This is a genomic window from Nitrosospira sp. TNL200, assembly GCF_055386305.1.
Window position 1 is genome coordinate 18,711 of the sequence record NZ_AP041003.1, and the last position, 24,403, is coordinate 43,113.

Here is a 24,403-nt window from a genome sequence, read left to right on the forward strand (position 1 = left end):
ATGATGTCCTCATGACCGCCGCAAACGGCCCTAGCCTCAAGACTCGTGCCCTGAGTTACCTGGCCCGGCGCGAATATTCCCGGCTGGAACTGCAAAGAAAGCTTGCTCCTCATGCCATTACTTCCCAGGAACTTTCGTCCATGCTGGATGCGCTCGAAGAGCGTGGTTTTTTATCCGCCACCCGTGCTATGGAGCAAATCGTACATCAGCGCAAGAACCGGTTTGGCAGCTTGAAAATAGTCCACGAGTTGCGGGAAAAAGGCATAGAAGAGAATTTGATTGCGGGCATATTGCCTGGCCTCAGGGAGATGGAGCGGGAAAGCGCGCATGAAGTATGGCGAAAAAAGTTTGGCGTGATCCCTGCCAATGCAAAAGAATTCGGCCGGCAAATGCGTTTTCTGATAGCACGGGGATTTTCCGCTGAAGTGGCAAGCCAGCTATTGCGTGATCCAGACAGGGAAGAAGCATGAAGGAGCGCTTTAGCTTCTTGCCCCTCTTGTCGCCTGCGATGGCGGCGCTGGCGCTGGTCGTCATCTTGAGCGGTTGCGGCGGCATCAATCCGACGCTCATTAACGAAATCAATAGTTCACCCGTGAATTTTGACGGCAAGGAAGTCCTGCTCCAGGGCATCGTAAAAGATCCTACGCGACTTCCGCTGCTTGGGACCAAATCCTATGTATTGAAGGATGACAGCGGAGAGATCCTCGTTCTAACACAAGCCGATCTGCCTAAAATGAACGAGAAAATCAGCGTTAAGGTGAAAGTGGCGAATATCGCGATTATCAACGGCGAATCGCTGGGAACGATGATAACGGAGATATCGCGGCGTTAGCGGCATGGCTGCACCAATGAATGAACCAAGCCCATTTATCAAAATCGATATGAAAAGCAGCGAAATAAGGCAGCGGTTCCTGGAGTATTTCGAGTCTCGCGGCCATACCGTTGTGCCATCCAGTCCGCTCGTGCCCGGTAACGATCCCACCCTGCTCTTTACCAATGCCGGCATGGTGCAGTTCAAGGATGTGTTTCTTGGCCAGGACAAGCGGCCGTATGTGCGGGCAGCCAGTTCCCAGCGCTGCGTGCGGGCCGGGGGCAAGCATAACGACCTGGAAAATGTCGGGTATACCGCCAGGCACCACACCTTTTTCGAGATGCTGGGCAATTTCAGCTTCGGCGATTATTTCAAGCGCAACGCCATCCAGTTTGCATGGGAATTCCTCACCGTTGCGCTGGAGATTTCCCCGAGCAGATTATGGGTGACGGTATACGCGGAGGATGAAGAGGCAGCAGATATCTGGCTCAACGAGATAGGGATCGACCCGGCGCGCTTCACCCGCATTGTCACCATGGACAACTTCTGGCAAATGGGAGATACCGGGCCTTGCGGACCCTGTTCCGAGATTTTCTATGACCATGGCGAGCAAATTCCCGGCGGCCCTCCCGGCACGCCGGAGGCGGACGGGGACCGCTACGTCGAGATCTGGAATCTGGTATTCATGCAATACAACCGCGACAGCGCCGGCACGCTTCACCCTCTGCCGCGGCCTTCGGTGGATACCGGCATGGGACTGGAGCGTGTTTCCGCTGTGATGCAGCACGTGCACAGCAATTATGAAATCGACCTGTTTCAGGAGTTGATCCGGGCCGCGGCGCAGGCAACCCACACCACGGATTTGTCCAGCAACTCTCTCAAGGTCATTGCCGATCACATCCGTGCGTGCGCCTTCCTTATCGTCGATGGCGTGATCCCGGGCAACGAGGGGCGCGGCTATGTGCTGCGGCGCATCATCCGGCGCGCCATTCGCCACGGCTACAAGCTTGGTCAGCACTCCCCGTTCTTTTATCTGCTCGTCGAAAGCCTGGCGAACGTGATGGGAGAAGCTTTTCCCGAGTTGAACGCTTCCAGGGCGCGTGTAGGGGCGGTGCTAAAGCAGGAGGAGGAGCGCTTTGCCGAGACCCTGGAAAACGGCATGGAGGTGCTGGAGGCGGCCATGCAGGAACTGAGGGAGAATCAGGGAGAGGCCGCCCTGGACGGAGAAACACTTTTTCGCCTCTATGACACTTTTGGTTTTCCGCTGGATCTCAGCGCCGATATCGCGCGGGAGCGCGGCGTTGCCATAGACCAGACCGGCTTCGAGCAGGCGATGGAACGCCAGCGCGAGAGGGCGCGCGCCACGAGCAAGTTCGTCATGCAGGATAGCATCGCATACAGCGGCCCGCCCACCGCCTTTCGGGGCTATGAAAACATCGAGCACGAAGGCCACGTCCTTGCGATCTACCGCCAGGGCAGCCGGGTCGAGTTCGTCGAAGCGGGGGACGAAGCGGTGGTGGTGCTGGACCAGACGCCTTTCTATGCCGAGTCCGGGGGACAGGTGGGCGACAGGGGCGAATTGCTGGTTCCGAACGGTACCTTCGCCGTTTCCGATACTCAAAAGATTCAGGCAAATGTGTTCGGTCACCACGGTTTGTTGCGCAGCGGGCGGCTGGTTGCCGGGGACAAGGTGCTCTCCCGGGTCGACGCGCTGGCGCGTGCCCGGACCGAGCGCAATCACTCCGTCACCCACCTGATGCACAAGGCGCTGCGCGAGGTGCTGGGGTCCCATGTGCAGCAGAAAGGCTCGCTAGTGGATGCAGCCAAGACACGTTTTGACTTCTCGCATAACCAGCCGGTGACGGATGCGGAAATCCGCCGGGTGGAAGCGTTGGTTAACGCCGAGATTGTGGCCAACGCTGCGACGGGGGCCCGCATGATGACGATAGAGGAGGCGAAAAAATCCGGGGCCATGATGTTGTTCGGCGAAAAATACGGAAGCGAAGTCCGGGTCCTGGATATCGGCAGTTCGCGGGAGCTCTGCGGTGGCACCCATGTGAAGCGCACCGGGGATATCGGCTTCTTCAAAATTGTGGCCGAGTCCGGGGTGGCGGCCGGCATTCGAAGGATAGAGGCCATCACGGGCGAGAGTGCGCTGGAGTATGTCCAGGAACGCGAGGTGCAACTGGCCGAAATTGCAGGCGCGTTGAAAGCGCAGCCGCAGGAGGCGGCGCAAAAAATCCTGCAGATCGTGGAAAACGTCAGGTACCTGGAGAAAGAACTGGCGCGCATGAAGTCCAAGCTCGCCAGTTCGCTGGGGGACGACCTCGCCCAGCACGTGCGCGAAATCAGGGGTGTCAAGGTGCTCGCAGTCTGTCTCGAGGATGCCGACTCCCGCACTTTGCGCGCGACGCTGGATAAATTCAAGGATAAATTCAGGTCGTGCGTGATAGTGCTGGCCGGGATCGAGGATGGCAAGGTCAAGCTGATTGCAGGGGTGACAGCCGACCTGACGGCGAAACTAAAAGCGGGCGAGCTGGTCAATTTCGTTGCGCTGCAGATTGGCGGCAAGGGCGGCGGGCGTGCCGACATGGCTCAGGCGGGCGGAACCCGGCCGGACGATTTGCCCAGTGCGCTGGAAAGCGTTCCCGGGTGGGTGGAGGAGCGGTTGGGCAACTGATGCAGCATTCCTTCCGGCCCTGTCGCTTTTAACAGAAATCTTTTCCCCATTTCCATCGGTTCTATTTTTATTGAAAACAAGCCCCATATTGGAATAATGAAAACCAAACATTCCCGCCTTTTGATTCTCGGCTCCGGTCCGGCCGGCTATAGCGCGGCGGTTTATGCCGCGCGCGCCAACCTCAAACCCGTACTCATCACTGGAATGGCCCAGGGCGGGCAGCTCATGACTACTACCGAAGTCGATAACTGGCCTGCCGATGTCATGGGGGTGCAGGGGCCGGAATTGATGGAGCGCTTCCAGAAACATGCGGAGCGCTTCAATACCGAAATCATTTTTGACCATATACATACTGCCAAGCTGACGGAGAAGCCCTTTACCCTGATCGGCGACCAGGGCACCTATACCTGCGATGCGCTGATTATTGCCACCGGCGCATCGGCCCGTTATATCGGATTGCCTTCCGAAGAGACATTTATGGGCCGGGGAGTATCCGGCTGCGCCACTTGCGACGGTTTTTTCTACAAGGGGCAGGATGTGGCGGTGATAGGAGGAGGAAATACGGCGGTGGAAGAGGCGCTTTATCTTTCCAATATCGCTCGCAGCGTCACTGTCGTGCACCGGCGCGAAAAATTCCGTTCTGAAAAAATCATGATCGACAAATTGATGGAAAAAGTGAAAAACGGCAACATCAAACTGGAACTCGACCATGTCATGGAAGAAGTGCTGGGGGACAGTTCCGGCGTCACCGGCATGCGAATCAAGAACCTGTTGAACGATTCGACCAAAACGGTGGATTTGCAAGGTGTGTTCATCGCTATCGGCCATACCCCCAACACCGGTATTTTCCAGGGTCAATTGAAAATGGAGAACGGCTATATCATTACCCGCAGCGGAACCCATGGCGACGCCACGGCCACCAGCATTCCCGGCGTATTCGCCGCCGGCGACGTGCAGGACCACATCTATCGCCAGGCGGTAACCAGCGCAGGGACCGGCTGCATGGCGGCGCTCGATGCGGAAAAGTACCTGGACGTATTGACCTGAGCGGCCTCGTTTCAACCTGAATCCGGCAGTTGTAGCGAACTCATCACGCAGGCGAATGTCGATCATCGCGGAAAATCTTTGTGGATCATGGTTCCAAACTAAAAAAGAGCAGTCAACTACCGGATTCAGGTTCAATGACCCATTGAAGGGCAGGTATGAAAAAGCGGGAAAGAAAGCTGGCGGCAGAACTTCCTGCCGATCACATTGTTTCCTCTCCTGGTGCAGGCAATGACGATGCGGTCCTGTTTCGCGATGCCATCCGGGGAGTGGCGCCACTGGCGGATTCGGGCAGGATGAGTCCTCTTCCCAAGCCCCACCCGATTCCCATACCGCGGCAGGCTCCCGGCGAACCACCCACCGGGCATGGTGACATGCTTTCGGACTTCATTTCACTTGAGATTGCGGCTGGAGATGAATGGTCGTTCATGCGGCCTGGCATATCGCGCCAGACCTTGCGGCGGCTACGCCGCGGCTACTGGAGCATCGAGGCGCAACTGGATTTGCACGGATATACCCGTGATCAAGCGCGCATGGAACTGGCGCACTTTCTCGACGAGTGTGTCAGGCACGGCTTGCGCTGCGTACGGGTGATCCATGGCAAAGGCCGCAGTTCCAGGAATGGCGAGCCGGTGCTTAGAGCCAGGGTAGGAAGCTGGCTTTCGCAACGCGGCGAAGTGCTGGCTTTCTGCCAGGCGAAACCCGAAGATGGCGGCAGCGGCGCGGTACTGGTGCTGCTCAAGGGGACCAAGCCAGCCTAATGGTATCAAGTGGTATCAAGGAGCCCTGCACAAACCTTCGCTGGCGTGATCCATTCCAAGGTGGCCAGCCGGATACAGCCTACAGAGTCGGGTGGTTTTCGCGCGAGTAGGTCTTTTCGTGAAATTCCTGACAGCGTATGCAGCGTTGCGCGGTAGGATAGGCCATGAGCCGGTCAAAGCCGATTTCTCCCCCGCATTCGATGCAATCTCCAAAATCCAGTTCCGCCAGCCGTTTCAATGTCGTTTCCACCTCGCGCATCTCGCGCACTTGCCGATCCACGATGGCGGCGTTCAGGTCGAGCAGCATGTCGGCGACCGAGTCATCGCCGGGATCGGCCACGCTGCCGGCGAGGTCGACATAGCGCTGATCGCCCGAACGCTCCAGTTCGCCGCGGACTTCTTCCCGTAATTCCAGGTAACGTTTTTGCAGCCGTGCTTTGAGCTGGCCCAGCTCTTCATCGGTAAACTGCGCCATGATCCTGCTCCTCTAGTATAGTGTCACGCCTATGGAAAACATCACGCCGGTATTCAGTTTAGATCATCCGATTGCTGCGCCGGTAATCTGGCCAGTCAGCAGACGGTAGTAGACAGCCTGATCAGTTCTTCAGTTTTTTCAGATCCCCGATCACCTCTGCCGAGTTGCGCGACGTGCTGGCCGACAAATAAATCTTCGCTATCCTGCCTTCCGGATCGATCAGGAAGGTATTGCGTTTGGCAAGACTGCCATCGCTTCTAAGCGAACCGTAACGTGCGGCCATTTCGCCCTTGCTGTCCGCCAGAAGCGGGAAAGGAAGATTATATTTCCTGGCGAATTTGGCGTGGCTGGCGGTGTCGTCCACGCTTACCCCTACTACCTCGGCACCCAGATCCTCGATTTCGCCAATATCGTCGCGGAATTTGCATGCCTGCTCGGTACATCCGGGCGTGTCATCCTTGACATAGAAATACAATGCCAGCCATCTGCCGCGATAGTCGGAGAGCCGGTGGTTTTTGCCATTCTGGTCGGGAAGGTTGAAATCCGGCGCAGGTTGCCCCGGCTTGAGCGGCTCCTGTTCTTGCGCGCGGACTACGTTGATGGATCCGGTAAAAAGCAGAAATATCGCCAGCAATGCGGCGGAAGCGGTAAGCGATTTCATGGCATCTTTTCCTTTCAGTATTTTCAGAATAGACAGACTGCCTGTTTCAGCTATGTTCCTTGCAAAAATAACGACGGGCACCTTGTCCCTGATGCTCGGCGTGACCTCCGGACTACGCATTCAGTATACCTTGATGCGCCATTTCGCATAAGGACCGGCAAGCTGGCAAAGATTTTCCATCCTGCTCTTATTCCTGCTCCCGCGTCTGCCTGGCTGGCCATGCCCATGTCCGCAGCAGCAGCGCCGCGCCTGCGCCTAGCGTCCCGGCGAAGAGAAAAGCGGCCGCAGCACTCTGGAACTGCCAGATCGAACCGAACAGCAGCCCCGCCGGAATCGCCGCGATGCCTGTCATCAGATGATACCATCCGAAAGCTGTACCGCGCTCGCGCGGCTGGGCATGATCGCTGATAATGGCGCGTTCCGCACCTTCGCTTATCCCGGCAAGAAGGCCATAGAAAACACTCACTGTCCATAGCCCGATACTGTCATCCACCGCCGCCAGCAGCAGGAAAGAGAGCGAAAACGCCAGCCATCCGATCAGCATCGACGTACCGTGCCCCATGCTGTCCGCAAGTTGCCCGCCCCAGGTGGAGGTGGATGCCTTGGCCAGATTCAAGGCCGACCACAGCAACAGCAGTTCGACCACACCTACGCCCAGTTGGTGCCCAAGCAGCAGAATGAACGTTTCCGATGCCCGGGCGAAAGTGAACAGCATCAACACCAGAAGATAGCGCCGCATCGGCAACGACAGCAACGACCAGCGCAGCGGCGGCAGCGCTACCGGAGCAGCCGGGCTGCCGCGTGCCACAGCGGTTTTCTCATCCGTCTTTTCCGTGACGCCCAGGCCCAGGAGCAGCACCGCCAGGAAGCCCGGCGCCGCGGACCACAGGATGACTTCGCCAAGGCTCATGCCGGACCATGCCAGCGCCGCCGCCGCAGCAAGGCTTCCCGCCACGGCTCCGCCATTATCCAGTGCGCGGTGAAACCCGAATGCGTAGCCGCGCATGTGCGCGGGGGTCGCATCCACGACCAGCGCATCGCGGGGCGCGCTGCGCAACCCTTTTCCCATCCGGTCGATGCTGCGCAGCAGCAAGACCATGGGCCAGGAACCGGCCAGGCCCAGCATGGGCCGCGCGATATTGGAGAGGGTATATCCCGTGAGCGCCAGCCCTTTGCGCCGCCCGCTCATGGCATCCGAATGCCTTCCCGACCACAGCTTGAGCAGGCTGGCGACGGCGTCGGCAACGCCTTCGATCAACCCCAGGGCGAGTGGCCCCGCGGCCAGCACGGTTGCCAGCAATATCGGGATAAGCGGGATGACGATATCGGAGGCGAAGTCGTTGAAGAAACTGACGAGCCCGAGAACCATGACCGTGCGGGGAAGCTTCTTGCAAGCGGGAGAATTCTTGCCGGGACTGGCCGCTGGTTTATTCATACCAGCATATTAGCGTAAAATGCGGCAATCGCCCTGGTAGCTCAGTGGATAGAGCAACCCCCTCCTAAGGGGTAGGTCACACGTTCGATTCGTGTTCAGGGCGCCAAATCGAGAAGCGGCATTCCTGCCAGATCTCATTCTGCTCTGCCATTTAAAAACATGGTCGGGGGGTTGCCGTGGTTATGTCAGCGCGGGAATACCAGCAGACGAAACTCGAAAGGTTGCAGGAAAAACTGGCTGTAGGCGAAGAACAGCTAAATAAAGGAGAAGCGGTAGCCGGTGAAGTTTCTGGGAAGGTGGAAGTCCCGCTTTCTCAGGCTATTTTTTGCTTTGATCGGTTTCGCGCTTGAATATTGTATATGGCACGTCAGCATTTGCGGCGCATCTGGTTCGCTCGTGCTCATCGACAAGTCTATTACAGTTGTTGCGCTGCCAGGATTGGCCAATAGTGTAAAGCTGTTGCGATGAACAGCCGGAACAAAACAGAAAGATGGATAGGCAGGCAGAGAAACCCAGCCATTGGGTGCTGTCTGGAATAGGGATGTTCATCATAGTAGTAGTCTGAAGCTCGCAGGATTATCTGGCTGCCGCGATCATCGCGCTTGGAAAACCCCTCTCTCCTTCTGAAAGGTAATATTATTTACGAATAAATACCAGGTTACCATCTTTGCATGCCATTCCGGATTGCAAACGCTGCTTCAAAAACGATGCGTACGATCGCGCTTGTCGAGGCTTTCAAAGGCGCGCTGGTATTGCTGGTCGGCTTTGGCTTGTTTTCCCTGGCCCACCACGATGCTCAACGAATTGCCGAGCAGATAGTGGCGCATTCTCATCTGAACCCTGGCTCCCGGTATCCTCGTATCTTCCTCGACCTGACTGGGCAAATAACAGGACCGCACATCCCCCTGATTGCAGCGAGTACCGGCCTGTATGTCATTGTCCGGTTCGTGGAGGCATATGGTCTCTGGTATTACAAGAAGTGGGCTCAATGGGTTTCGGCGGCAAGCGGAGCGATTTATATACCTTTTGAGCTTCTGGAGTTGCGTGAGCATGTTACCTGGCTGGGTCTCGCCGCATTGGCGCTCAATCTCCTGGTAGTTGTTTTTATGCTTTACTTTGCGCTTCGTGGGAAGGAGATAGAGAAATAAAGTCTACTTAAGCAGAGAACGCGGAGTAAAGTGATGACGGGGCCACATTCCGGCAACCGGTGATCTGGTAGACAAAGCCGTTTGCCAGAATTTACAGTGTGCGCTGCAAGTCCTGCAGACAAGGGATTTTTGCGGGAGGTTCAGGTATGTTTTGGGCATTAGCATATGCGAATGGGGAATGGGAAAAGTGACAGAAAACGAAGAGTCATATAGGGAATCGGCTGATTCCTTGCCGGATAGTGGGAAGGCGGATTATGAGCGCAGGGAAACGGAGTTGATCGCGATTGGCGACAAGATGAAACCGCTATGCATCAGCATCGAGCAAATAGACGAGAGAAGAAAATTCCTCGAAAAAAGCAAATTGATGCCTGCGGTCTATGTTCTGGTAATTGCTGGCCTGGCCGTCAATTTTTTTTATGAGGGTGTTTACGGCGAATTGCAGGTTGGCACGGTCATGATGCTATTGGGAGCCGTGGCATACGTGGCATACAAGTACGATCTTCGAAATGAAGGCAAGAGGGCGCAAATGCTGCGCCGCGAGGAAGAGGCCTGTCTGGATGAATGGCTGGCCTGCGGGGCCAGCAGGGGCCGTTTCGAAGATTTGCGCAAGCTTTATCTGGAAGAGTTTTCAATACGGCAACCAGCCGGACGAAGCGAAGCGGAGATGGCGGAAAAACGCGTAGCCCTTGAGATCAAACTGAGTAAGTTCTGGGATGATGTCAGGTCGGAGTTGCACGGCGTTTTCCCTATCGTGCGGTAGCGCACCGATAGTCTCCCAGCGCGCGGGTTATCGTTTGCGTACGGCATTGTCCTGCGCGATCGCGGTGGCGAGCAAAAAACCGCGCCACCACGATTTCCCGAATAAACATCCTATTCAAGAGCAGCACAGGTGCCTATCGATGGAAACGCAGTTTCTTATCAACCGCCGCAACTAACGATGGGAGCTTGAAATGAACAAACTCATATCGACCGTTATTCTGACCACCTTCACGGCTGTTTGCAGCTTCGGTGCGATTGCTGCCGATACTTCGGATAACGCACCACGCGACTCCAAGGAAAAAAAATGGGAAGACAAGTATGGGAAGGGCGGAAAGGGGGACGAGTCGACTTCCAAAATAATGGAAAACAAGGAGTCCAAGAATTTATCTCCGAAAGAGAAATATGAATACAGGGATCAGGAAGAAATGAATAAGAAACCGTATAAGCAGTAATCCCGTATCAGACCAGATGGAAATGCGGCTCTATCTAAACAAGGGTGATCCGCGATGCCCGATGCTTTCGACAGGGGCTTGGTGGAAAAATTACTTTTCCCCCTCGCCCTATCGGCAAGCCTTTCAGACTCGCTTCCTCCTTCCTGTAATTTCAGGTAGAGCCGCTTCGCGATTGAGTGAATCAGGTTTTTTATACCCACTCCGTGGGGTTTGATATTCATTTTGCCCGCACGGTTTTCAAAAAGCTTCCAGGAAAACCTTATGCCTTATGACACTTTGGACGGCCTTCCGGAAAATGTGACCAACGTATTGCCCAAGCATGCCCAGGAAATATATCGTGCGGCATTCAACAGCGCATGGAATGAATATAAAGACCCCGGCGAAAGGCGGGGAGACGCTTCACGCGAAGAAACCGCGCATAAAGTCGCGTGGGCAGCGGTAAAGAAAGAATATGAAAAAGAGGGTGGCAAATGGCGCAGAAAATAAAACCGGGAACCGGCAAAACCCGGAACCTCAAGCATCCTCTTTATTTCCTCGCGGGAATTTCCAAGCCCCGGAAGAACTGATACACATCCGCCTGTTGCAGGTAAATGAGCTTGCTGCAGGATTGTGATCAGCAAACGAGCGATGCTTATCCCGCCTCTTTGCAGCTTCGCACATCCTCGGTCGCCGTCCTGCCATCCTTGAGCACCACCGTCTGCCGGATCGTCTTGCATTCGCCGCTGGCCTGCTGCGTCTGCGTTGCAGGCAGGACCTCGGCCGTGCCTCTCACTCCGCTATCCGGACTGCTGAAAGTCTGGGTCTGGCCGGTTTCGAAAGCTCTTTGCGAGGCGGTAGCCATTCTTTGCTGGTCGTCCTTTCCGAGATAGCCGCCAACGGTCGTGCCCACGTAATATCCCGCGACACCGCCTGCAACGGCCCCCAAAATGCGGCCAGCCGTGCCGCCTCCCAAGGCGGAGCCGAGGTAACCTCCTCCAATGGAGCCTGCAACACTGCCGAGTACCGCCCCGAAGCGGCGGGTTTCCGCGGATTGGCACGCGACCAGGAGAACAGTCAGTGCCAGAACCAAACAGCGCTTCATCCATGCGGGCGCGGTGGAATTCGATGCTTCGTCCATGATATTTCTCCCCGAATTTAATCTGTTACGATAGCTCCAGTTTACGTCAAGATGGGATGAGAGGGGAGAACTCATGCATAATCCCAGCCCATGGCGATTCATAACGACGGGGGCGCCGATTGACATTTTTCCATTTTTCGGCGTACATTTCCTCGTTTCCCTTATTGAAACGAAATGGATTACTTTTTTTACTGAAAGAACTGAAAATGAAAATCAAGAAAATAATTCGCCTGGCTGTACTCCTGGGAATGATGCCCATGCTTTCGGGTTGTTGGCTGCTTGCGGCCGCTGGAGTTGGTGCTTATGGCGGCTATAAGATGAAAGAAGACGGCTATACGCTGCAAAATCCCGTTACCAAGGAGAAGGGTAGCACCAGCCAGTCGAAATAAATAACCCGGGAACCCCGCATCATTTCTGCTGTGTCTGCAACCACTCGGTAGCCTGGCGTTGTGCCTCCGCAATCTGTACTGGCGTCATGAGTTTTTCCATCAGGTTGCGGTTGACTTTCGCATCCTCATGGTCAGCCGCGCTCGCGATGTTGAACCATTTGTCGGCCTCGACATAGTCTTTCTTGATTCCGCTTCCCTTATAGAAAAGCACGCCGAGATTGGTTTGCGCTCCCGCATGGCCTTGTTCCGCCGCCTGCCGGTATAACACCAGCGCCTGCGCGTAGTCCTGGGCGACGCCCTGGCCGTTGTCATATTTTACCCCAAGCGCGTACTGAGCCCTCGCATAGCCCTGCTCCGCCGCCTTGCGATACCAGGATACAGCCTGGGGCTCGTCTTTCGGCACGCCCCGGCCGTGGTCGTAGCGTACCCCCAGGTTGAACTGGGCGTCCGGATCGCCCTGTTCGGCAGCTTTACGGTACCAGGACACTGCCTGGTGATCATCTTTCGGCACTCCCTTGCCGCTGGCGTACATGGTGCCGAGGTTGTATTGCGCGGGCGCGTTCCCCAGTTCGGCCGCTCTTTGGTACCAGGATACCGCCTCCGGCTCATCCTGAGTTACTCCCCGTCCTTTTGCATACGCCACGGCGAGCTTGAACTGCGCCCGTGCATTGTCCTGTTCCGCGGATTTTGCATACCAGTTGGCAGCTTCCTGGTAGTTCTGCGCGACGCCTCTGCCCATGGCATAGGCGAGGCCAAGATTGAATTGCGCATCCGCATTCCCTTGTTCGGCCGCCTTGCGATACCATGCGAGCGCTTCCTCATCACTTTGCCCTACCCCGCGGCCTTTCGTATAAAGTATGCCTAACGCGTATTGTGCATCCGCATATCCTTCCTCGGCCGCCTTGCGATACCAGGAGGCTGCTTGTTGGTCGTTTTCATCGGTTCCCTGTCCCTTGAGATACATGTAGCCAAGTATTGCCTGAGCGGGCGCATGGCCCTGTTCCGCTGCCTTGAGGTACCAGGTCATCGCCTGCTTGTAGTCTTGCGCCACCCCCTGTCCTTTCGCATACATGACGCCCAGGTTATGCTGTGCCACGGCGTAGCCTTTGTCGGCCGCCTTGAAAAACCAGAGCATCGCCTGCTGATAATCTTGCACCACGCCCTGGCCGCGCAGATACATGAAGCCCAGCATCGATTGAGAGGGAACATCCCCCTGGTCGGCTGCCATGCGATACCAATGGGCCGCCTCCTGGTTGTTCTGCGGTACGCCTCGTCCTTTCGAATACATCACGGCCAGGTTGAATTGCGCGTCCACGTTTCCCTGGTCCGCGGCCCGGCGGAAGGCATCCGCCGCTTTTGCATAATCCTTGCCGAGGACGAATTTCATTCCCTCTTCGAAATCCCCGGCGAGAACCGGAAGGGCCATTAAAAACAACGCCAGCCCTGCTACTGGTAACAACCGCATATCCTACTCACATTATTTTGCTAAAAAGCCGCATCCGTTATACGCCGCTATTATTTCATGCCATTCCCGGTGTTTCTCGCGATGTAGCGCTGCATGACTGTCTTTGAAATCGCCGGATTCACTTCGTTTCGCGATCGTTTTTTGTAAATGAACGGGAAATGAACGACATTCTATCGCGTCCCGCGTCTCAAATCGTTGTGTTCGGATTTTTTAACGCCTGAGCGGTCATGGAAAGGAAAGAAAAGCCCAACATCCGACTGAATCGGAATCCGGCAGTTGACCGTTCTTTCTCAGTTTAGAGTCATGATTCACAAAGACTTTCTCGATACTCGACGTTCACCTGCGTGGCGAGTTCGCTACAAGGCGAATTGTGCAATTTTAGTGACACATGACTGCGTTGCAACTCCTGGTCTGCCCAGTATGAAGGAGAAGCGTTCTACCGGCCCGAGCAGGCTTCCAGCTTCTCCCACGCTATCCCGCCTTCATATTTTGTCCCGTTCAGCGTGGCTACCACGGTTTCGTCGTCGGTCTTTTTCAGCGTCAGAACAAATGAATAATCGGGAGGAATATCGGGGACAGATGCCGCATGGGAGGGGCCGGGCCGAGCATACCGCCCATCGATTATCGCGACCGGAGCCGCGTAACTGATCACGGCGTCGGGATTCCTGGGCGAGTTGCGGGCATAAATACCGGGAAAGTGGCTTAGCGTATACCCGTAAATCTCGGTTGCCGCAAGTTGCGGATACCGCCGCACCTCAAACTGGAGCTCACGAATCATCCACCGGCTATCCGACCGCAGGCCGTCCGTCACGCAACGCGCTAGCGCGGCATGATTTCCCGCAAATTTCCCTCCACGAGATTGCGTTTCTTCCTTAAGGCCGATATTTGCACACGAGGACAAAATGCCGGTCAATGAAATGAGGATTAAACTTGCAAATGATCTATCCATATGCAGCCGCCTGTACCTGTCGTCATTCGTGGGAACCGGCAAGAGGAAAGTGCGGAAAGAGCGAGCAGGTTCGGGACATGCCCCGCTTGCCAATCATGCGTTTCCTGTTGACAGTCCAATAAGGGATAGTGGAGGTAAAGGCGTAAACGTAGGCCAATAGCGCCGACTTGTAAAGCATCTTCATAAACAGGCAAGGCAAGAAATGATAGTTAGACAAGAGCTTCCGGTTCATGGGTGAATTTTTGAAGTGGCGCCCGCGGCGAGGGATGGAAGAGCCGGGCATTCAGGTGAGTGAGCAAAGCGGCGTTCGCATGTTGCACCTGGGTTCGAGCAGCGTGCAGAGCGCCATGAGGTTATCCGCGCCCAATGATCTGGAGCTCGCCTACACGCGCTGTATGATGGCTTTTCTGCCATTTTATCCCCAGTTGCGGAACATCCTGATGATTGGCCTGGGAGGCGGTTCGCTGGCGAAGTTCGTCTATAACCGCTTGCCGCAGGTGAACACTACTGTGATAGAAATCAGCCCGCAGGTGGTAGCTGCAGCGCGCGACTACTTCCTTCTTCCCCTCGATAACGCGCGCTTGCAGGTCATCACAGCGGAAGGAAGCACTTTTGTGGCGTCCCGCCCCGCCTGCGTGGATGTCCTGATGGTGGATGGGTTCGAGGACGGCAGCCAGGCGCTCTCGCTATGCAGCCAGGAATTTTATGATGACGCCTGCGCCGCTTTGAATCCGAAAGGTATATTAGTGATCAACCTGCTCAGCAGCGAAAGGGTGACGAAGGACTGCCTCAAGCGAATCGAAAACAGTTTTGATTGCAGTGTGGCGAGGATGACGGCGAAGCCGCATGGCAACCTGATTGTTTTTGCCTTCAAGCACCGTTTTGGGAGATCGGGCTGGGAAGAGGCGGCATCCTGCGCAAAAAAACTCGAAACAGAGCTTGCTCTGTCTTTCCCGGAATACGTCAGGCAGTTGCATCAGGGAAAATCCTTCTGATATCCCTGTCCTCTGCGGCAATTGCGCGTGCCGGCGAGCGAGGAGTAACCGCAAGCCCAGGATGCGCAAGCGTTGCGGTTATGGTAAAGTTCGCGCGGCACTTTGGGAAAGAAGCAGCAAAAAGGAGAGACTGATGGAACTGTACGAATCCGAGCATACGAAGTTCATGCGCGAGTTGTTCAAGAAAAATCCGAAACTGGCGGAGGATCAGAAAGAAGCGCGAGCCATATGGTGGGACAAGAAGCTGGACCTGGAAGAGCGCAAGCGCTTCAAGGAATCGGCTGTGCCGCAGAAAGGCTACGTCTATTTCGGAAAATAGCTCTTCAAGCCCTTACAAGATAACTCGGGACAATTCCGGACCATCATCTGCATCTGCAGGGCATCGAGCCCACACCGCAGACTGAGCTATTCCTGTTGCCCCGATCACGTGGTAAACCGCTATTGCGGCGAGGGAGCTTCACAGTGCTTCGAATACCCCCGCCGCGCCCATCCCGGTGCCTACGCACATTGTCACCATTCCGTATTTATGCCGATGGCGGCGTAAGCCATGCACCAGCGTGGCCACACGAATAGCGCCCGTCGCTCCCAGGGGATGTCCTAGCGCAATGGCCCCACCAAGCGGGTTAACCTTGACGCGGTCCAATCCCAGATCGTTGATGACGGCCAGGCTTTGCGCCGCGAAAGCCTCATTGAGCTCGATCCAGTCGATATCATCCTGCGCCAGGCCTGTCTGGTTCAGCACCTTGGGTATCGCCTTGATCGGGCCTATGCCCATGATCTCCGGGGGTACGCCCGCTACGGCATATCCCACGAACCGGGCGAGAGGGGTGAGGTTGAACCGCTTCAGCGCTGCTTCGCTTGCGACGATGACCGCCGCCGCGCCGTCGGACATCTGGGAACTGTTTCCGGCGGTCACCGTGCCATGCGCGTCGAACACCGGTTTCAATGTTGCGAGCGTCTTCACATTGGTTCCGGGGCGGGGGCCTTCATCCGTGTCGCGCACTACCGATACATCGCGAATTTCGTGCGTCGCCAGATCGGGACGTTTCTCCTCCACCGTGTAAGGCACGATTTCCTGCCTGAATTCGCCCGCCTCGATCGCTTTAAGCGCACGATCATGACTTGTTACCGCGAATTCGTCCTGGGCTTCGCGGCTGACCTGCCAGCGTTCTGCCACTTTTTCCCCGGTAATGCCCATCCCATAGGCGATGGCCACATTTTTGTCATGCGAAAAAATGGCGGGATCGAGAGACATCTTGTTTCCGGCCATCGGCACCATGCTCATGCTTTCCGTTCCGGCGCCAATCATGACGTCTGCATGACCGAGGCGAATACGGTCCGCGGCGATTGCGACCGCCTGCAATCCGGAAGCGCAAAACCGATTGACCGTCATGCCCGGGACACTGTCTGGCAGGCCCGCCAGCAGCAATCCGATACGCGCAACGTTCATTCCCTGTTCCGCTTCGGGCATGGCGCAGCCGGCGATGACATCATCGATAGCGGAAGGATCCAGGCTTGGGCACTTCGCTATCGAAGCTTTCAGCACATGCGCCAGCATGTCGTCCGGACGCACTGTTTTGAACATCCCCCTGGGCGCCTTGCCTACGGGTGTTCTCGCTGCGGCAACGATATAGGCGTCCTGAACTTGCCTGCTCATGATATTTACTCCTTTGGCTTACCCCAGCCCATTATGGTGCAGAATATGTGGTGCAGAATACCTATCCGGGATATGCACCCGAAACGCTCTTTTTCAAGTTTTTCTAGTTCCTTAGCGGCTTGCCGGTCTTCAGCGTGTGCGCCACCCGCGCCTGGGTCTTCTCGGTGGCAAGCAGTTCAATGAACGCGCTGCGTTCCAGGTCCAGGAACCAATCCTCGTTCACCACGCTGCCGGGTGTTAATTCACCGCCGCACATCACCTGCGCAATTTTGCTGCCTATCAGGTAATCGTGTTCCGAAATGAAGTTGCCTTCGCGCATGTTCACAAGCAAGCCCTTGATGGTGGCGATGCCGGTCGAGCCTGCCACAGTGATGTTGCGTGCCTTCAATGGCGGCCGGTAACCCGTCTCAGCCAGCGCGAGCGCCTGCGCCCGGGCCACGTACAGCAATTCGAACCGGTTCATCACTACGGTATCCGCCTGGCGCAGATAGCCTATCTCTTTTGCCTGCTCGGCGCTTTTCGCCAGCTTCGCGGTCGCGACGTTCTGAAAATAGTTTTTAAGCAATGGAAATGGGTCTCCCTCTTTTGCTTCCTGCGAGGCTCTCAAGGCCAATTCTTTGCAGCCGCCACCGGCAGGCAGCAATCCCACTCCGGCTTCAACCAGGCCGATATAGCTCTCCATCGTTGCCACGGCGCGGTCGCAATGCATCACGAATTCGCAGCCGCCACCCAATGCCAGCCCATCCACCGCGGCAACTGTGGGAATCATCGAGTAGCGCAGATCCAGCGATGTCTGCTGGAACTGCGCCACCATTGCCTCGACTTCCGCCAGCTTTCCCGCCATCAGCGCATCAGCAAGATTGAGGCTGCGGGCAGCCTTGAGCACGGCCGACTGCGCCGATTTTCTCAGTTTGCGTGCAAACATGCTGAAGACGGAAGGGGGCTCGCTGCTCTTCAGCCGCTCGGTAGCCTTTTGCAGATTGGCGCCGACGGAAAAAGGCGGCTCCGTCTGCCAGATAATGAGGGCGCGCCAGTTCCGCTCCGCTTCGTCTATCGCCTGCTGGATTCCTTCCAGCACATCGCTTCCTATCGTATGCATCTTGCTCTTGAAGCTGAGAATGGCAATGCCGTCATCCACGGAGCCATCCTGCGTGATTTCTCCCGCCATATGCCACATCCGTACTGCGTCCGTCTCGAATATCGTTTTGCCATACTGCGTCTCCTCGGCCAAAAGGCGGTCGGGGAACAATTGGCGGCGATATACGGGCAGAATCGATCTCCCGCGGAAGACATTGGCGGAAGGGGCAAAAGAACCATGCGATCTGTGCACCCCCTGAATTTCGGCATTCACAGCAGGATTTCCGGTCTGGCCCAATTCCTTCACCCAAATGGGCAGCGGAGTGGAACTCATGCTCGTTCCGGCAGCGATGTCTTCATCCAGCCAGTCCGCAATCCGGTTCCATCCTCCTGCCTGCCACAGTTCGAATGGCCCTTGACTCCACCCAAAGCCCCAGCGCATGGCCAGATCCAGTTCGCGCGCGTTATCCGCAATGGCGGCAAGATGGAATGCGCAATACTGGAACAGATCTCGGAATATTGCCCACAGGAATTGGGCCTGAGGATGCCGGTTCGCGCGCAGTTCTCCCAGTTTCGAGGCAAAATCTCCGCGCTTCAGCAACGCCTTGATGTTTTCGTCGATTGCATCCGACGAAGGAACGTAATTGCCGGTTGCGCGATCCAGTACCCGGATATCCCTTCCGTCTTTCCGGTAAATCCCCTGCTTTGTCTTCTGGCCTAGCGCCCCTCGATCTATCAAGGCCTGTAGCCAGCCGGGCACCGCAAAATAGCCATGCCAGGGATCATCCGGCAGCTTGTCGCGCATGGTGTTGATGACGTGCGCAAGAATATCCAGCCCGACCACATCGGCAGTGCGAAACGTCGCGCTCTTTGGGCGGCCTATGATCGCTCCGGTCAAGGCATCCACCATGTCGAAGCCCAGCCCGAATTTTTCCGCATGGTGTATGGTCGCGAGCGTGGAAAATATGCCTATCCGGTTGGCAATGAAATTAGGCGTATCCTTGCCCCGCACTACGCCCTTTCCCAGAGCGGTCACCAGGAACTTTTCCACGTTGTCGAGCATTGCCGGATCGCTTTCCTCGCATGCGATCAACTCCGCCAAGTGCATGTAGCGTGGTGGATTGAAAAAATGGATACCGCAAAAGCGATGCCGTAAAGCATCTGGAAGCGCCTGCGCCAGTTCGTTGACCGAGAGTCCCGAAGTGTTCGTGGCAAAGATGGCTTGCTCTCCCAGATGCGGTGCCACCTTTTTGTATAGATCCTTTTTCCATTCCATGCGCTCGGCAATGGCTTCAATCACGATGTCGCAATCACCAAGCAGCGAGAGGTGCTGTCCGTAATTGGCGGGTTGTATTGCGCCTGCCTTTGCCGCTATCGCCAGAGGCGAGGGCTCGTATTTTTTGAGCATCCCCACCGCCTTGATTACATTCGCATTGGGGTCTCCCTGTTCCGCGGGAAGCTCGAACAGAAGCGTTTCGACATTGGCATTGACCAGGTGCGCCGCTATCTGCGCGCCCATCACCCCCGCACCTAGAACGGCCGCTTTGCGCACGACGACTTCAGTAGTGTTCAATCATCCTCCCTCCAATCCAATCCAATCCAATCGATCGTTGCGTCCAATTGACCATGTTCGCTATTCTGCCGGAACCACTCGCGGTCTGCGATTATCGTCCACCGCCACGTAAGTGAGCACCGCCTCGGTTACCCTGTGACATATTTCCTCGTTTCCCTGCCGCAAACCACGCTGGGCATAGACGGAGACATCCACGGTGATGGAGGTGCGGCCAACCTTGGTGATGGCAGCGTAAAAGCTCACCAGGTCGCCAACGTAGACCGGCTGCTTGAAAACAAAGGAATTCACCGCCACGGTGGCTACCCGTCCGCGTGCGCGGCGTATCGCGGGAATGCTGCCGGCAATGTCTACCTGCGCCATGATCCACCCCCCGAATACATCGCCAGCATGATTGGTATCCATGGGCATGGGCACCAGGCGCAATATGGGGTCCGCGTTGGGCAACGACATGGGGGGTTGCGCTTCAGCGTTCATCTTATCTCCATGAAGGGTTGCAAAGGCAGCGCCACGGCAATCCGGTGTGCTCCGGGAACAAGCCTGCCTTTCCTGCTGTTCTTCCGCGATGCTGGCGGTGGCTGCGGGAGGGTCAATGTCCCTCGTAAAGCCGTGCCGCTTCCGTCTTGTAACGTTCCAGCACTTGTCCCCGGCGCAGTTTCAAGGTGGGTGTCAGCAGACCATTCTCGATGGTCCAGGGTTCCGTCGCCAGCGCCACGCGATATATCTTTGCATAACCCGGAAATTCGCGTATCTGCGCTACTATCCTTGCCAGCAGGATTTCTTCTAGCCTCGGATCTTCCCGCAGGTGATGCCAGTTCCGATCGAGGTTATGCTGCGTAGCCAGTGTTTCCCACTGGCTGGGATTGAGGACCACCAGGACGCTCAGATAAGAACGTCCCTCGCCGATCAGCATTGCCTGCTCGAATAATGCATCGCGCAAAATCGCCGCCTCCATGTCTGCCGGAGGAACCTTCTCCCCTGTGGACATGACGATGATTTCCTTCAGCCGTCCTGTGATGGTTATCCGCCCCTCGTCAATGCGTGCAATATCCCCGGAGTTGAGCCAGCCGTCCGGGCTCAATACTGCCCGGGTTGCCTCGGGATCATTCCAATAACCCAGCATCACGTTGGGACCGCGAATCAACAAGGCGTCGTTCTCGCCGAGTTTCACTTCCACTCCTGCAATCGGCCGTCCCACGCTCGAAGGAACGTTGTCTTCGAAGGTGTTGGAGCAGACGACCGGGCTGCTCTCGGTCATGCCGTAGCCCTGGAGAACGGGCAATCCCAATCCGATAAACACCCGCGCCGCTTCCGCCGGCAACGCCGCGCCGCCACTCATCGCTCCGCGGAGCCGCCCCCCCAATCTACTCATGACTTTCTTTGCCACCAGATTTTCCAATATAGGCCATAGCAGATGCGAAATCTTCCCGGGACTTCTGCCCTGCTGGTGTTCGAACCGGCTGTAGCCAATATCCACTGCAAGCTTGAACAGCTTGCGGTTCAACGCCGGGCCTTCGGCTAGCTTGGCGCGGACTCCCGAATAAACCCGCTCATAGATCCTGGGTACCGAAACCAGGATCGTAGGGCGGACAATCAGCAGGTCTTCCTGCAATTGCTGGATGGAACGGGCATAGGCGACCGTCGCTCCGCACATCATGGGAACATAATAACCGGCGGTTCGTTCGAAAGTATGGGACAGAGGCAGGAAAGAGAGAAAAAGATCATCGCGGGAGAGAGGCACAACGAGCGAACTGCCGTGCGCGTTGGTAAGGATGTTGTAATGGCTCAGCATCACGCCTTTGGGCCGGCCGGAAGTTCCGGATGTATAGATGATGGTGGCCATCTGATGGGGGTCGCGAGTAAAGGGCTGCTGCTCTTCCGCTTTTTCCGGCAGCCAGTCATGCAGCGCGCTCACACGGCCGTCGTCGCATTTTTCGATACTGGCTTGTACAGTCACTACGCGCATCAACTCCGTGAGTTGATCATGCACATCGCAAAATGTCTGCCATTGCGCCAACTCCTCCAGCAACAATATCCGAACTCCGGCATTGCGCAGGATGTAGGCAGCATTTTCAGGACGGTCGGCGGTATATAGAGGAACGACCACCAGCCCCAGCCTTAGCGCAGCCTGCTCGAACATGACCCATTCAGGGCAATTTCGCAGCATTATCGCTACTCGATCGCCCTGGGCCAGATTTTCCCTGGCAAGGGCCGTTTGCCAGCGCTGAATGCCTTCATCCATCTGCGCCCAGGTAAGATTGCGCCATTTGCCGCCAACGCGGTCGTAGTCCCGGTAAGCGGTTGCCTGTGGCGACCGGCGCACACGTTCGCTGAGCAGACCATCCAGAGTCCCGGCTATCTCGACGGGGATGAGGTCCGCTGGTTCCTGCCGCGTGTTTTGCATGTCCTGTTCGCTTTCGTGTTTTTGTCGGAGTCTATTGAACCTGAATCCGGTGGTTGACCACTCTTTTCTAGTTTTGAACCAGGGATTGAGGTTGAATCGGGAACTTGCGGCCAAGCGTTTTTCTTAACTGTTTTCCATAGGCTGTATGGTATCGGCACCTGTTTCAGCAGGCGTGTCGGGTTGGGATAAAGGCGTGGTGTCGAGGACGTCCTCCGGATGGATAGAAACCTCGGTAAAATCCGGTGAAAAGTCATCTACCATGATGACGCGGCGGCGTAGCGATTTCATCTTGCTCATCAACTCCAGCTCTGACTGGGTGATGACTCTCTGCTTGAGCGCGTAGGCAATCTTATCTTCGCCCTGCGCGGGAATTTGACCCGTTTTGACCGCTGCCCGCAGCTTGGCCTCGACCGCCTCGCACACGACGTCGCATTGCAACGCCTGTTCCAGCACGCTCAGTGGCTCGTTATCCGATGCCGGCAGATAAATGCCGGCAGTAAGGCGGTCACGGGCTTCGCCTGGAGAGAGCATCAATTTGGCTATCTGATGGCTCAGCTCGTCCGATGGCGGCGAAAACGGCTTCCCCAGGGGGAACACGATAAACCGCAAGGATCGTTTTGCAACGGGCCCGACGGGAAAATTATCCAGCACACCGTCGAACGCTTGCTGCATCCGATAAAGCGCATCCTGCAGCGACCAGTGCAATAATGGCTTGTCAGCCGTGGGAGCGCCATCATCCTGGAAGCGCTTCAGCACTGTGGAGGATAGGTAAAGCATGCTGAGGATATCGCCCAGGCGAGCGGACAATCTTTCCTTGCGCTTGAGACTGCCGCCGAGGACAAGGAGGGAAACATCCGCGAGCAGGGCAAAAGCAGCGGAAAAACGCGTCAGATGGCTGTAATAGGATTGCAGCTCGGGGTCTGTGCTGCCCGGAGCTTTGGCAAGCGATGAGCCTGTTATTCCATGCAGCAGCGCGCGCATTCCATTGCCGAGACTGAAAACCGCGTGCCCCCTCAGCGCGCGATCGAACTCGATGGAGCCCCGCACGGCATTGCTGTCGCTCGCCGCCTTGATTTCCGCCAGAGCGTAGGGATGGCAACGTATCGCTCCCTGGCCGAAAATGATCATATTGCGGGTTAGGATATTGGCGCCTTCCACGGTGATGCTGACCGGAATTTGCTGATAGTAGCGTCCGAGGTAATTGCGCGGGCCCAGGCAGATGCCTTTGCCGCCATGAACATCCATCGCATCGTTGATGGCCTGCCGCCCTCGTTCCGTGAGATGATATTTGACGATCGCGGAGATCACGGAGGGTTTCTCGTCGAGGTCCACCGCTCCGGCTGTCATGACCCGGGCCGCATCCATCATATAGGTATTGCCGCCAATCCGGGCCAGCGCTTCTTCGACGCCTTCGAAACGGCCGATGGGCATCTTGAATTGCGCTCGAACCCTCCCATAAGCCCCACTGGTGCGCGCAGCCAGTTTGGCGCCGCCCGTACTGGTGGCCGGCAGAGAGATGGACCGTCCGGCCACGAGGCAGTTCATCAGCATGCGCCAGCCTCGGCCTACTCCATCGCGTCCCCCGATTATCCATTCCATTGGAATGAATACATCTGTCCCCGAGGTGGGGCCATTCTGAAAAGCGGCATCCAGCGGAAAATGCCGGCGGCCGATATTGACGCCCGGCGTATTCGTGGGAATCAGTGCGAGGGTAATGCCCAGATCTTTTTCGCCACCCAACAGCCTGTCGGGGTCGTATAGTTTGAAGGCGAGGCCAAGAAGCGTTGCTACCGGTCCCAGGGTGATATAGCGTTTCTCCCAGGTCACCTTCATGCCCAGCACCTCTTTCTCCCCATTGAATTCGCCGGAGCAGACAATCCCCGAATCCGGGATCGCGCCCGCATCCGATCCTGCGTCCGGACCGGTAAGGGCAAAACACGGGACTTCGAGTCCTTTGGCCAGGCGTGGGAGATAGCGGTTTCTCTGCTCTTCGGTGCCATACTGCAATAGCAGTTCCGCCGGACCCAGCGAGTTGGGCACCATTACCGACACGGCGGCGGTGCCGCTTCGCGAACTGATCTTCATCACCACTTCGGAATGCGCCAGCGCCGAAAACCCCAGTCCGCCATAATGTTTGGGGATGATCATGCCGAAAAAGCCGTTGTCCCTGATGAACTGCCATACGTCTGGCGGCAGATCATGCAATTCCCGGGTGATGTGCCATTCATCCAGCATTCCGCACAATTGCTCGACGGGTCCCGTGAGAAAATCCATTTCTTCCTGACTCAGGGTCGGCTTGGGGAATGACAGCAGCTTATGCCAGTTCGGCTTGCCGCTGAACAGATCTCCTTCCCACCATACCGTTCCGGCATCGAGCGCCTCCCGCTCGGTTTGCGAAAGCTGCGGCAGCTTGTGGCGAAAAATCTTCAGCACCCGATCCGAAATGAGACGGCGCCGTATCGAGGGAACGAAAAGAATAACGCCGAGGATTATGCCCAGCGTGAGGAGTAGTGACGTAATCAAGTTGATTTTCCCGAAAAATTGAGTGGTGACG

The 24,403-nt window shown here is 56.5% G+C and carries 23 protein-coding genes, 1 tRNA gene and 1 pseudogene; 14 read left to right on the plus strand and 11 right to left on the minus strand.

What is annotated here, in order from left to right; genetic code table 11:
• The first annotated feature begins 11 nt into the window (after positions 1–11).
• From recX to ACZ5CE_RS00120, 5 genes are all read left to right on the plus strand, one after another.
• Positions 12–470, plus strand: coding sequence for a recombination regulator RecX (recX, locus tag ACZ5CE_RS00100; RefSeq protein WP_464575726.1), 459 nt, complete (start codon positions 12–14; stop codon positions 468–470).
• A complete protein-coding gene (locus ACZ5CE_RS00105) occupies positions 467–832 on the plus strand; it encodes a hypothetical protein (RefSeq protein ID WP_464575727.1) in 366 nt (121 codons plus the stop codon). Before recX ends, ACZ5CE_RS00105 begins: the two co-directional genes overlap by 4 nt.
• A gap of 49 nt (positions 833–881) precedes the next feature.
• On the plus strand, positions 882–3,491 hold the full coding sequence (gene alaS / locus ACZ5CE_RS00110; RefSeq protein WP_464575728.1) for an alanine--tRNA ligase: 2,610 nt from the start codon (positions 882–884) through the stop codon (positions 3,489–3,491).
• 96 nt (positions 3,492–3,587) lie between these two features.
• Positions 3,588–4,538: a thioredoxin-disulfide reductase gene (gene trxB, locus ACZ5CE_RS00115; RefSeq protein ID WP_464575729.1), complete on the plus strand. Its 951-nt coding sequence runs from the start codon at positions 3,588–3,590 to the stop codon at positions 4,536–4,538.
• 155 nt (positions 4,539–4,693) lie between these two features.
• Positions 4,694–5,296: a Smr/MutS family protein gene (locus ACZ5CE_RS00120; protein ID WP_464575730.1), complete on the plus strand. Its 603-nt coding sequence runs from the start codon at positions 4,694–4,696 to the stop codon at positions 5,294–5,296.
• Between the two features lie 79 nt (positions 5,297–5,375).
• Here the strand turns inward: ACZ5CE_RS00120 and ACZ5CE_RS00125 are convergent, their stop codons facing one another.
• From ACZ5CE_RS00125 to ACZ5CE_RS00135, 3 genes are all read right to left on the minus strand, one after another.
• Entirely contained in the window at positions 5,376–5,771 is a 396-nt protein-coding gene (locus tag ACZ5CE_RS00125) for a TraR/DksA family transcriptional regulator (RefSeq protein ID WP_464575731.1), read from the minus strand.
• Positions 5,772–5,892: 121 nt separating this feature from the next.
• Positions 5,893–6,432: a peroxiredoxin gene (locus ACZ5CE_RS00130; RefSeq protein ID WP_464577554.1), complete on the minus strand. Its 540-nt coding sequence runs from the start codon at positions 6,430–6,432 to the stop codon at positions 5,893–5,895.
• A 187-nt stretch (positions 6,433–6,619) separates the two neighbouring features.
• Positions 6,620–7,867: an MFS transporter gene (locus ACZ5CE_RS00135; RefSeq protein ID WP_464575732.1), complete on the minus strand. Its 1,248-nt coding sequence runs from the start codon at positions 7,865–7,867 to the stop codon at positions 6,620–6,622.
• A 30-nt stretch (positions 7,868–7,897) separates the two neighbouring features.
• Here ACZ5CE_RS00135 and ACZ5CE_RS00140 point away from each other — a divergent pair.
• The 6 genes and pseudogenes from ACZ5CE_RS00140 to chaB all read left to right on the plus strand — a co-directional run bounded on the left by ACZ5CE_RS00140 (position 7,898) and on the right by chaB (position 10,712).
• Positions 7,898–7,973 (plus strand) — tRNA-Arg (locus ACZ5CE_RS00140).
• 55 nt (positions 7,974–8,028) lie between these two features.
• Positions 8,029–8,217, plus strand: a pseudogene (locus ACZ5CE_RS00145) (hypothetical protein); the annotation flags it as partial.
• Between the two features lie 357 nt (positions 8,218–8,574).
• Positions 8,575–9,015 carry a DUF2127 domain-containing protein gene (locus tag ACZ5CE_RS00150; RefSeq protein ID WP_464575733.1) on the plus strand — a complete coding sequence of 147 codons (441 nt, stop codon included), beginning with the start codon at positions 8,575–8,577 and terminating at the stop codon, positions 9,013–9,015.
• Between the two features lie 187 nt (positions 9,016–9,202).
• The gene (locus ACZ5CE_RS00155; RefSeq protein ID WP_464575734.1) at positions 9,203–9,775 is read left to right on the plus strand and encodes a hypothetical protein; all 573 of its coding nucleotides are present in this window, start codon (positions 9,203–9,205) and stop codon (positions 9,773–9,775) included.
• 190 nt (positions 9,776–9,965) lie between these two features.
• Positions 9,966–10,226, plus strand: a complete 261-nt coding sequence (locus tag ACZ5CE_RS00160; protein WP_464575735.1) for a hypothetical protein — start codon at positions 9,966–9,968, stop codon at positions 10,224–10,226.
• Between the two features lie 261 nt (positions 10,227–10,487).
• Positions 10,488–10,712 (plus strand): putative cation transport regulator ChaB, encoded by a 225-nt coding sequence (gene chaB, locus ACZ5CE_RS00165; protein WP_464575736.1) that lies wholly within the window; start codon positions 10,488–10,490, stop codon positions 10,710–10,712.
• A 145-nt stretch (positions 10,713–10,857) separates the two neighbouring features.
• Here chaB and ACZ5CE_RS00170 read toward each other — a convergent pair whose 3' ends face one another.
• Positions 10,858–11,343: a hypothetical protein gene (locus ACZ5CE_RS00170; RefSeq protein WP_464575737.1), complete on the minus strand. Its 486-nt coding sequence runs from the start codon at positions 11,341–11,343 to the stop codon at positions 10,858–10,860.
• Between the two features lie 206 nt (positions 11,344–11,549).
• Between ACZ5CE_RS00170 and ACZ5CE_RS00175 the strand changes: the two genes are divergently transcribed.
• On the plus strand, positions 11,550–11,732 hold the full coding sequence (locus ACZ5CE_RS00175) for a hypothetical protein (protein WP_464575738.1): 183 nt from the start codon (positions 11,550–11,552) through the stop codon (positions 11,730–11,732).
• Positions 11,733–11,751: 19 nt separating this feature from the next.
• Here the strand turns inward: ACZ5CE_RS00175 and ACZ5CE_RS00180 are convergent, their stop codons facing one another.
• Positions 11,752–13,191 carry an SEL1-like repeat protein gene (locus ACZ5CE_RS00180; protein ID WP_464575739.1) on the minus strand — a complete coding sequence of 480 codons (1,440 nt, stop codon included), beginning with the start codon at positions 13,189–13,191 and terminating at the stop codon, positions 11,752–11,754.
• 442 nt (positions 13,192–13,633) lie between these two features.
• On the minus strand, positions 13,634–13,975 hold the full coding sequence (locus ACZ5CE_RS00185) for a hypothetical protein (protein ID WP_464575740.1): 342 nt from the start codon (positions 13,973–13,975) through the stop codon (positions 13,634–13,636).
• Between the two features lie 401 nt (positions 13,976–14,376).
• Between ACZ5CE_RS00185 and ACZ5CE_RS00190 the strand changes: the two genes are divergently transcribed.
• On the plus strand, positions 14,377–15,141 hold the full coding sequence (locus ACZ5CE_RS00190; protein WP_464575741.1) for a fused MFS/spermidine synthase: 765 nt from the start codon (positions 14,377–14,379) through the stop codon (positions 15,139–15,141).
• A 133-nt stretch (positions 15,142–15,274) separates the two neighbouring features.
• Complete coding sequence (locus ACZ5CE_RS00195) at positions 15,275–15,460, plus strand: DUF3460 family protein (protein ID WP_464575742.1); 186 nt, start codon at positions 15,275–15,277, stop codon at positions 15,458–15,460.
• A gap of 138 nt (positions 15,461–15,598) precedes the next feature.
• Here the strand turns inward: ACZ5CE_RS00195 and ACZ5CE_RS00200 are convergent, their stop codons facing one another.
• From ACZ5CE_RS00200 to ACZ5CE_RS00220, 5 genes are all read right to left on the minus strand, one after another.
• Positions 15,599–16,798 carry an acetyl-CoA C-acyltransferase gene (locus ACZ5CE_RS00200; protein WP_464575743.1) on the minus strand — a complete coding sequence of 400 codons (1,200 nt, stop codon included), beginning with the start codon at positions 16,796–16,798 and terminating at the stop codon, positions 15,599–15,601.
• A 103-nt stretch (positions 16,799–16,901) separates the two neighbouring features.
• On the minus strand, positions 16,902–19,448 hold the full coding sequence (locus ACZ5CE_RS00205) for a 3-hydroxyacyl-CoA dehydrogenase/enoyl-CoA hydratase family protein (protein WP_464575744.1): 2,547 nt from the start codon (positions 19,446–19,448) through the stop codon (positions 16,902–16,904).
• A gap of 60 nt (positions 19,449–19,508) precedes the next feature.
• Positions 19,509–19,922 (minus strand): acyl-CoA thioesterase, encoded by a 414-nt coding sequence (locus ACZ5CE_RS00210; protein WP_464575745.1) that lies wholly within the window; start codon positions 19,920–19,922, stop codon positions 19,509–19,511.
• Positions 19,923–20,034: 112 nt separating this feature from the next.
• The gene (locus ACZ5CE_RS00215) at positions 20,035–21,849 is read right to left on the minus strand and encodes an AMP-dependent synthetase/ligase (RefSeq protein WP_464575746.1); all 1,815 of its coding nucleotides are present in this window, start codon (positions 21,847–21,849) and stop codon (positions 20,035–20,037) included.
• A gap of 123 nt (positions 21,850–21,972) precedes the next feature.
• Positions 21,973–24,372, minus strand: a complete 2,400-nt coding sequence (locus ACZ5CE_RS00220) for an acyl-CoA dehydrogenase (protein ID WP_464575747.1) — start codon at positions 24,370–24,372, stop codon at positions 21,973–21,975.
• Positions 24,373–24,403 lie beyond the last annotated feature (31 nt).

What these genes read in the sequence shown, in the direction of transcription:
- recX (WP_464575726.1), top strand. Translation starts at nt 12, where the DNA reads ATGACCGCCGCAAACGGCCCTAGCCTCAAGACTCGTGCCCTGAGTTAC.
- ACZ5CE_RS00105 (WP_464575727.1), top strand. Translation starts at nt 467, where the DNA reads ATGAAGGAGCGCTTTAGCTTCTTGCCCCTCTTGTCGCCTGCGATGGCG.
- alaS (WP_464575728.1), top strand. Translation starts at nt 882, where the DNA reads ATGAAAAGCAGCGAAATAAGGCAGCGGTTCCTGGAGTATTTCGAGTCT.
- trxB (WP_464575729.1), top strand. Translation starts at nt 3,588, where the DNA reads ATGAAAACCAAACATTCCCGCCTTTTGATTCTCGGCTCCGGTCCGGCC.
- ACZ5CE_RS00120 (WP_464575730.1), top strand. Translation starts at nt 4,694, where the DNA reads ATGAAAAAGCGGGAAAGAAAGCTGGCGGCAGAACTTCCTGCCGATCAC.
- ACZ5CE_RS00125 (WP_464575731.1), bottom strand. Translation starts at nt 5,771, where the DNA reads ATGGCGCAGTTTACCGATGAAGAGCTGGGCCAGCTCAAAGCACGGCTG.
- ACZ5CE_RS00130 (WP_464577554.1), bottom strand. Translation starts at nt 6,432, where the DNA reads ATGAAATCGCTTACCGCTTCCGCCGCATTGCTGGCGATATTTCTGCTT.
- ACZ5CE_RS00135 (WP_464575732.1), bottom strand. Translation starts at nt 7,867, where the DNA reads ATGAATAAACCAGCGGCCAGTCCCGGCAAGAATTCTCCCGCTTGCAAG.
- ACZ5CE_RS00150 (WP_464575733.1), top strand. Translation starts at nt 8,575, where the DNA reads ATGCGTACGATCGCGCTTGTCGAGGCTTTCAAAGGCGCGCTGGTATTG.
- ACZ5CE_RS00160 (WP_464575735.1), top strand. Translation starts at nt 9,966, where the DNA reads ATGAACAAACTCATATCGACCGTTATTCTGACCACCTTCACGGCTGTT.
- chaB (WP_464575736.1), top strand. Translation starts at nt 10,488, where the DNA reads ATGCCTTATGACACTTTGGACGGCCTTCCGGAAAATGTGACCAACGTA.
- ACZ5CE_RS00170 (WP_464575737.1), bottom strand. Translation starts at nt 11,343, where the DNA reads ATGGACGAAGCATCGAATTCCACCGCGCCCGCATGGATGAAGCGCTGT.
- ACZ5CE_RS00175 (WP_464575738.1), top strand. Translation starts at nt 11,550, where the DNA reads ATGAAAATCAAGAAAATAATTCGCCTGGCTGTACTCCTGGGAATGATG.
- ACZ5CE_RS00185 (WP_464575740.1), bottom strand. Translation starts at nt 13,975, where the DNA reads ATGATTCGTGAGCTCCAGTTTGAGGTGCGGCGGTATCCGCAACTTGCG.
- ACZ5CE_RS00190 (WP_464575741.1), top strand. Translation starts at nt 14,377, where the DNA reads ATGGGTGAATTTTTGAAGTGGCGCCCGCGGCGAGGGATGGAAGAGCCG.
- ACZ5CE_RS00195 (WP_464575742.1), top strand. Translation starts at nt 15,275, where the DNA reads ATGGAACTGTACGAATCCGAGCATACGAAGTTCATGCGCGAGTTGTTC.
- ACZ5CE_RS00200 (WP_464575743.1), bottom strand. Translation starts at nt 16,798, where the DNA reads ATGAGCAGGCAAGTTCAGGACGCCTATATCGTTGCCGCAGCGAGAACA.
- ACZ5CE_RS00210 (WP_464575745.1), bottom strand. Translation starts at nt 19,922, where the DNA reads ATGAACGCTGAAGCGCAACCCCCCATGTCGTTGCCCAACGCGGACCCC.
- ACZ5CE_RS00215 (WP_464575746.1), bottom strand. Translation starts at nt 21,849, where the DNA reads ATGCAAAACACGCGGCAGGAACCAGCGGACCTCATCCCCGTCGAGATA.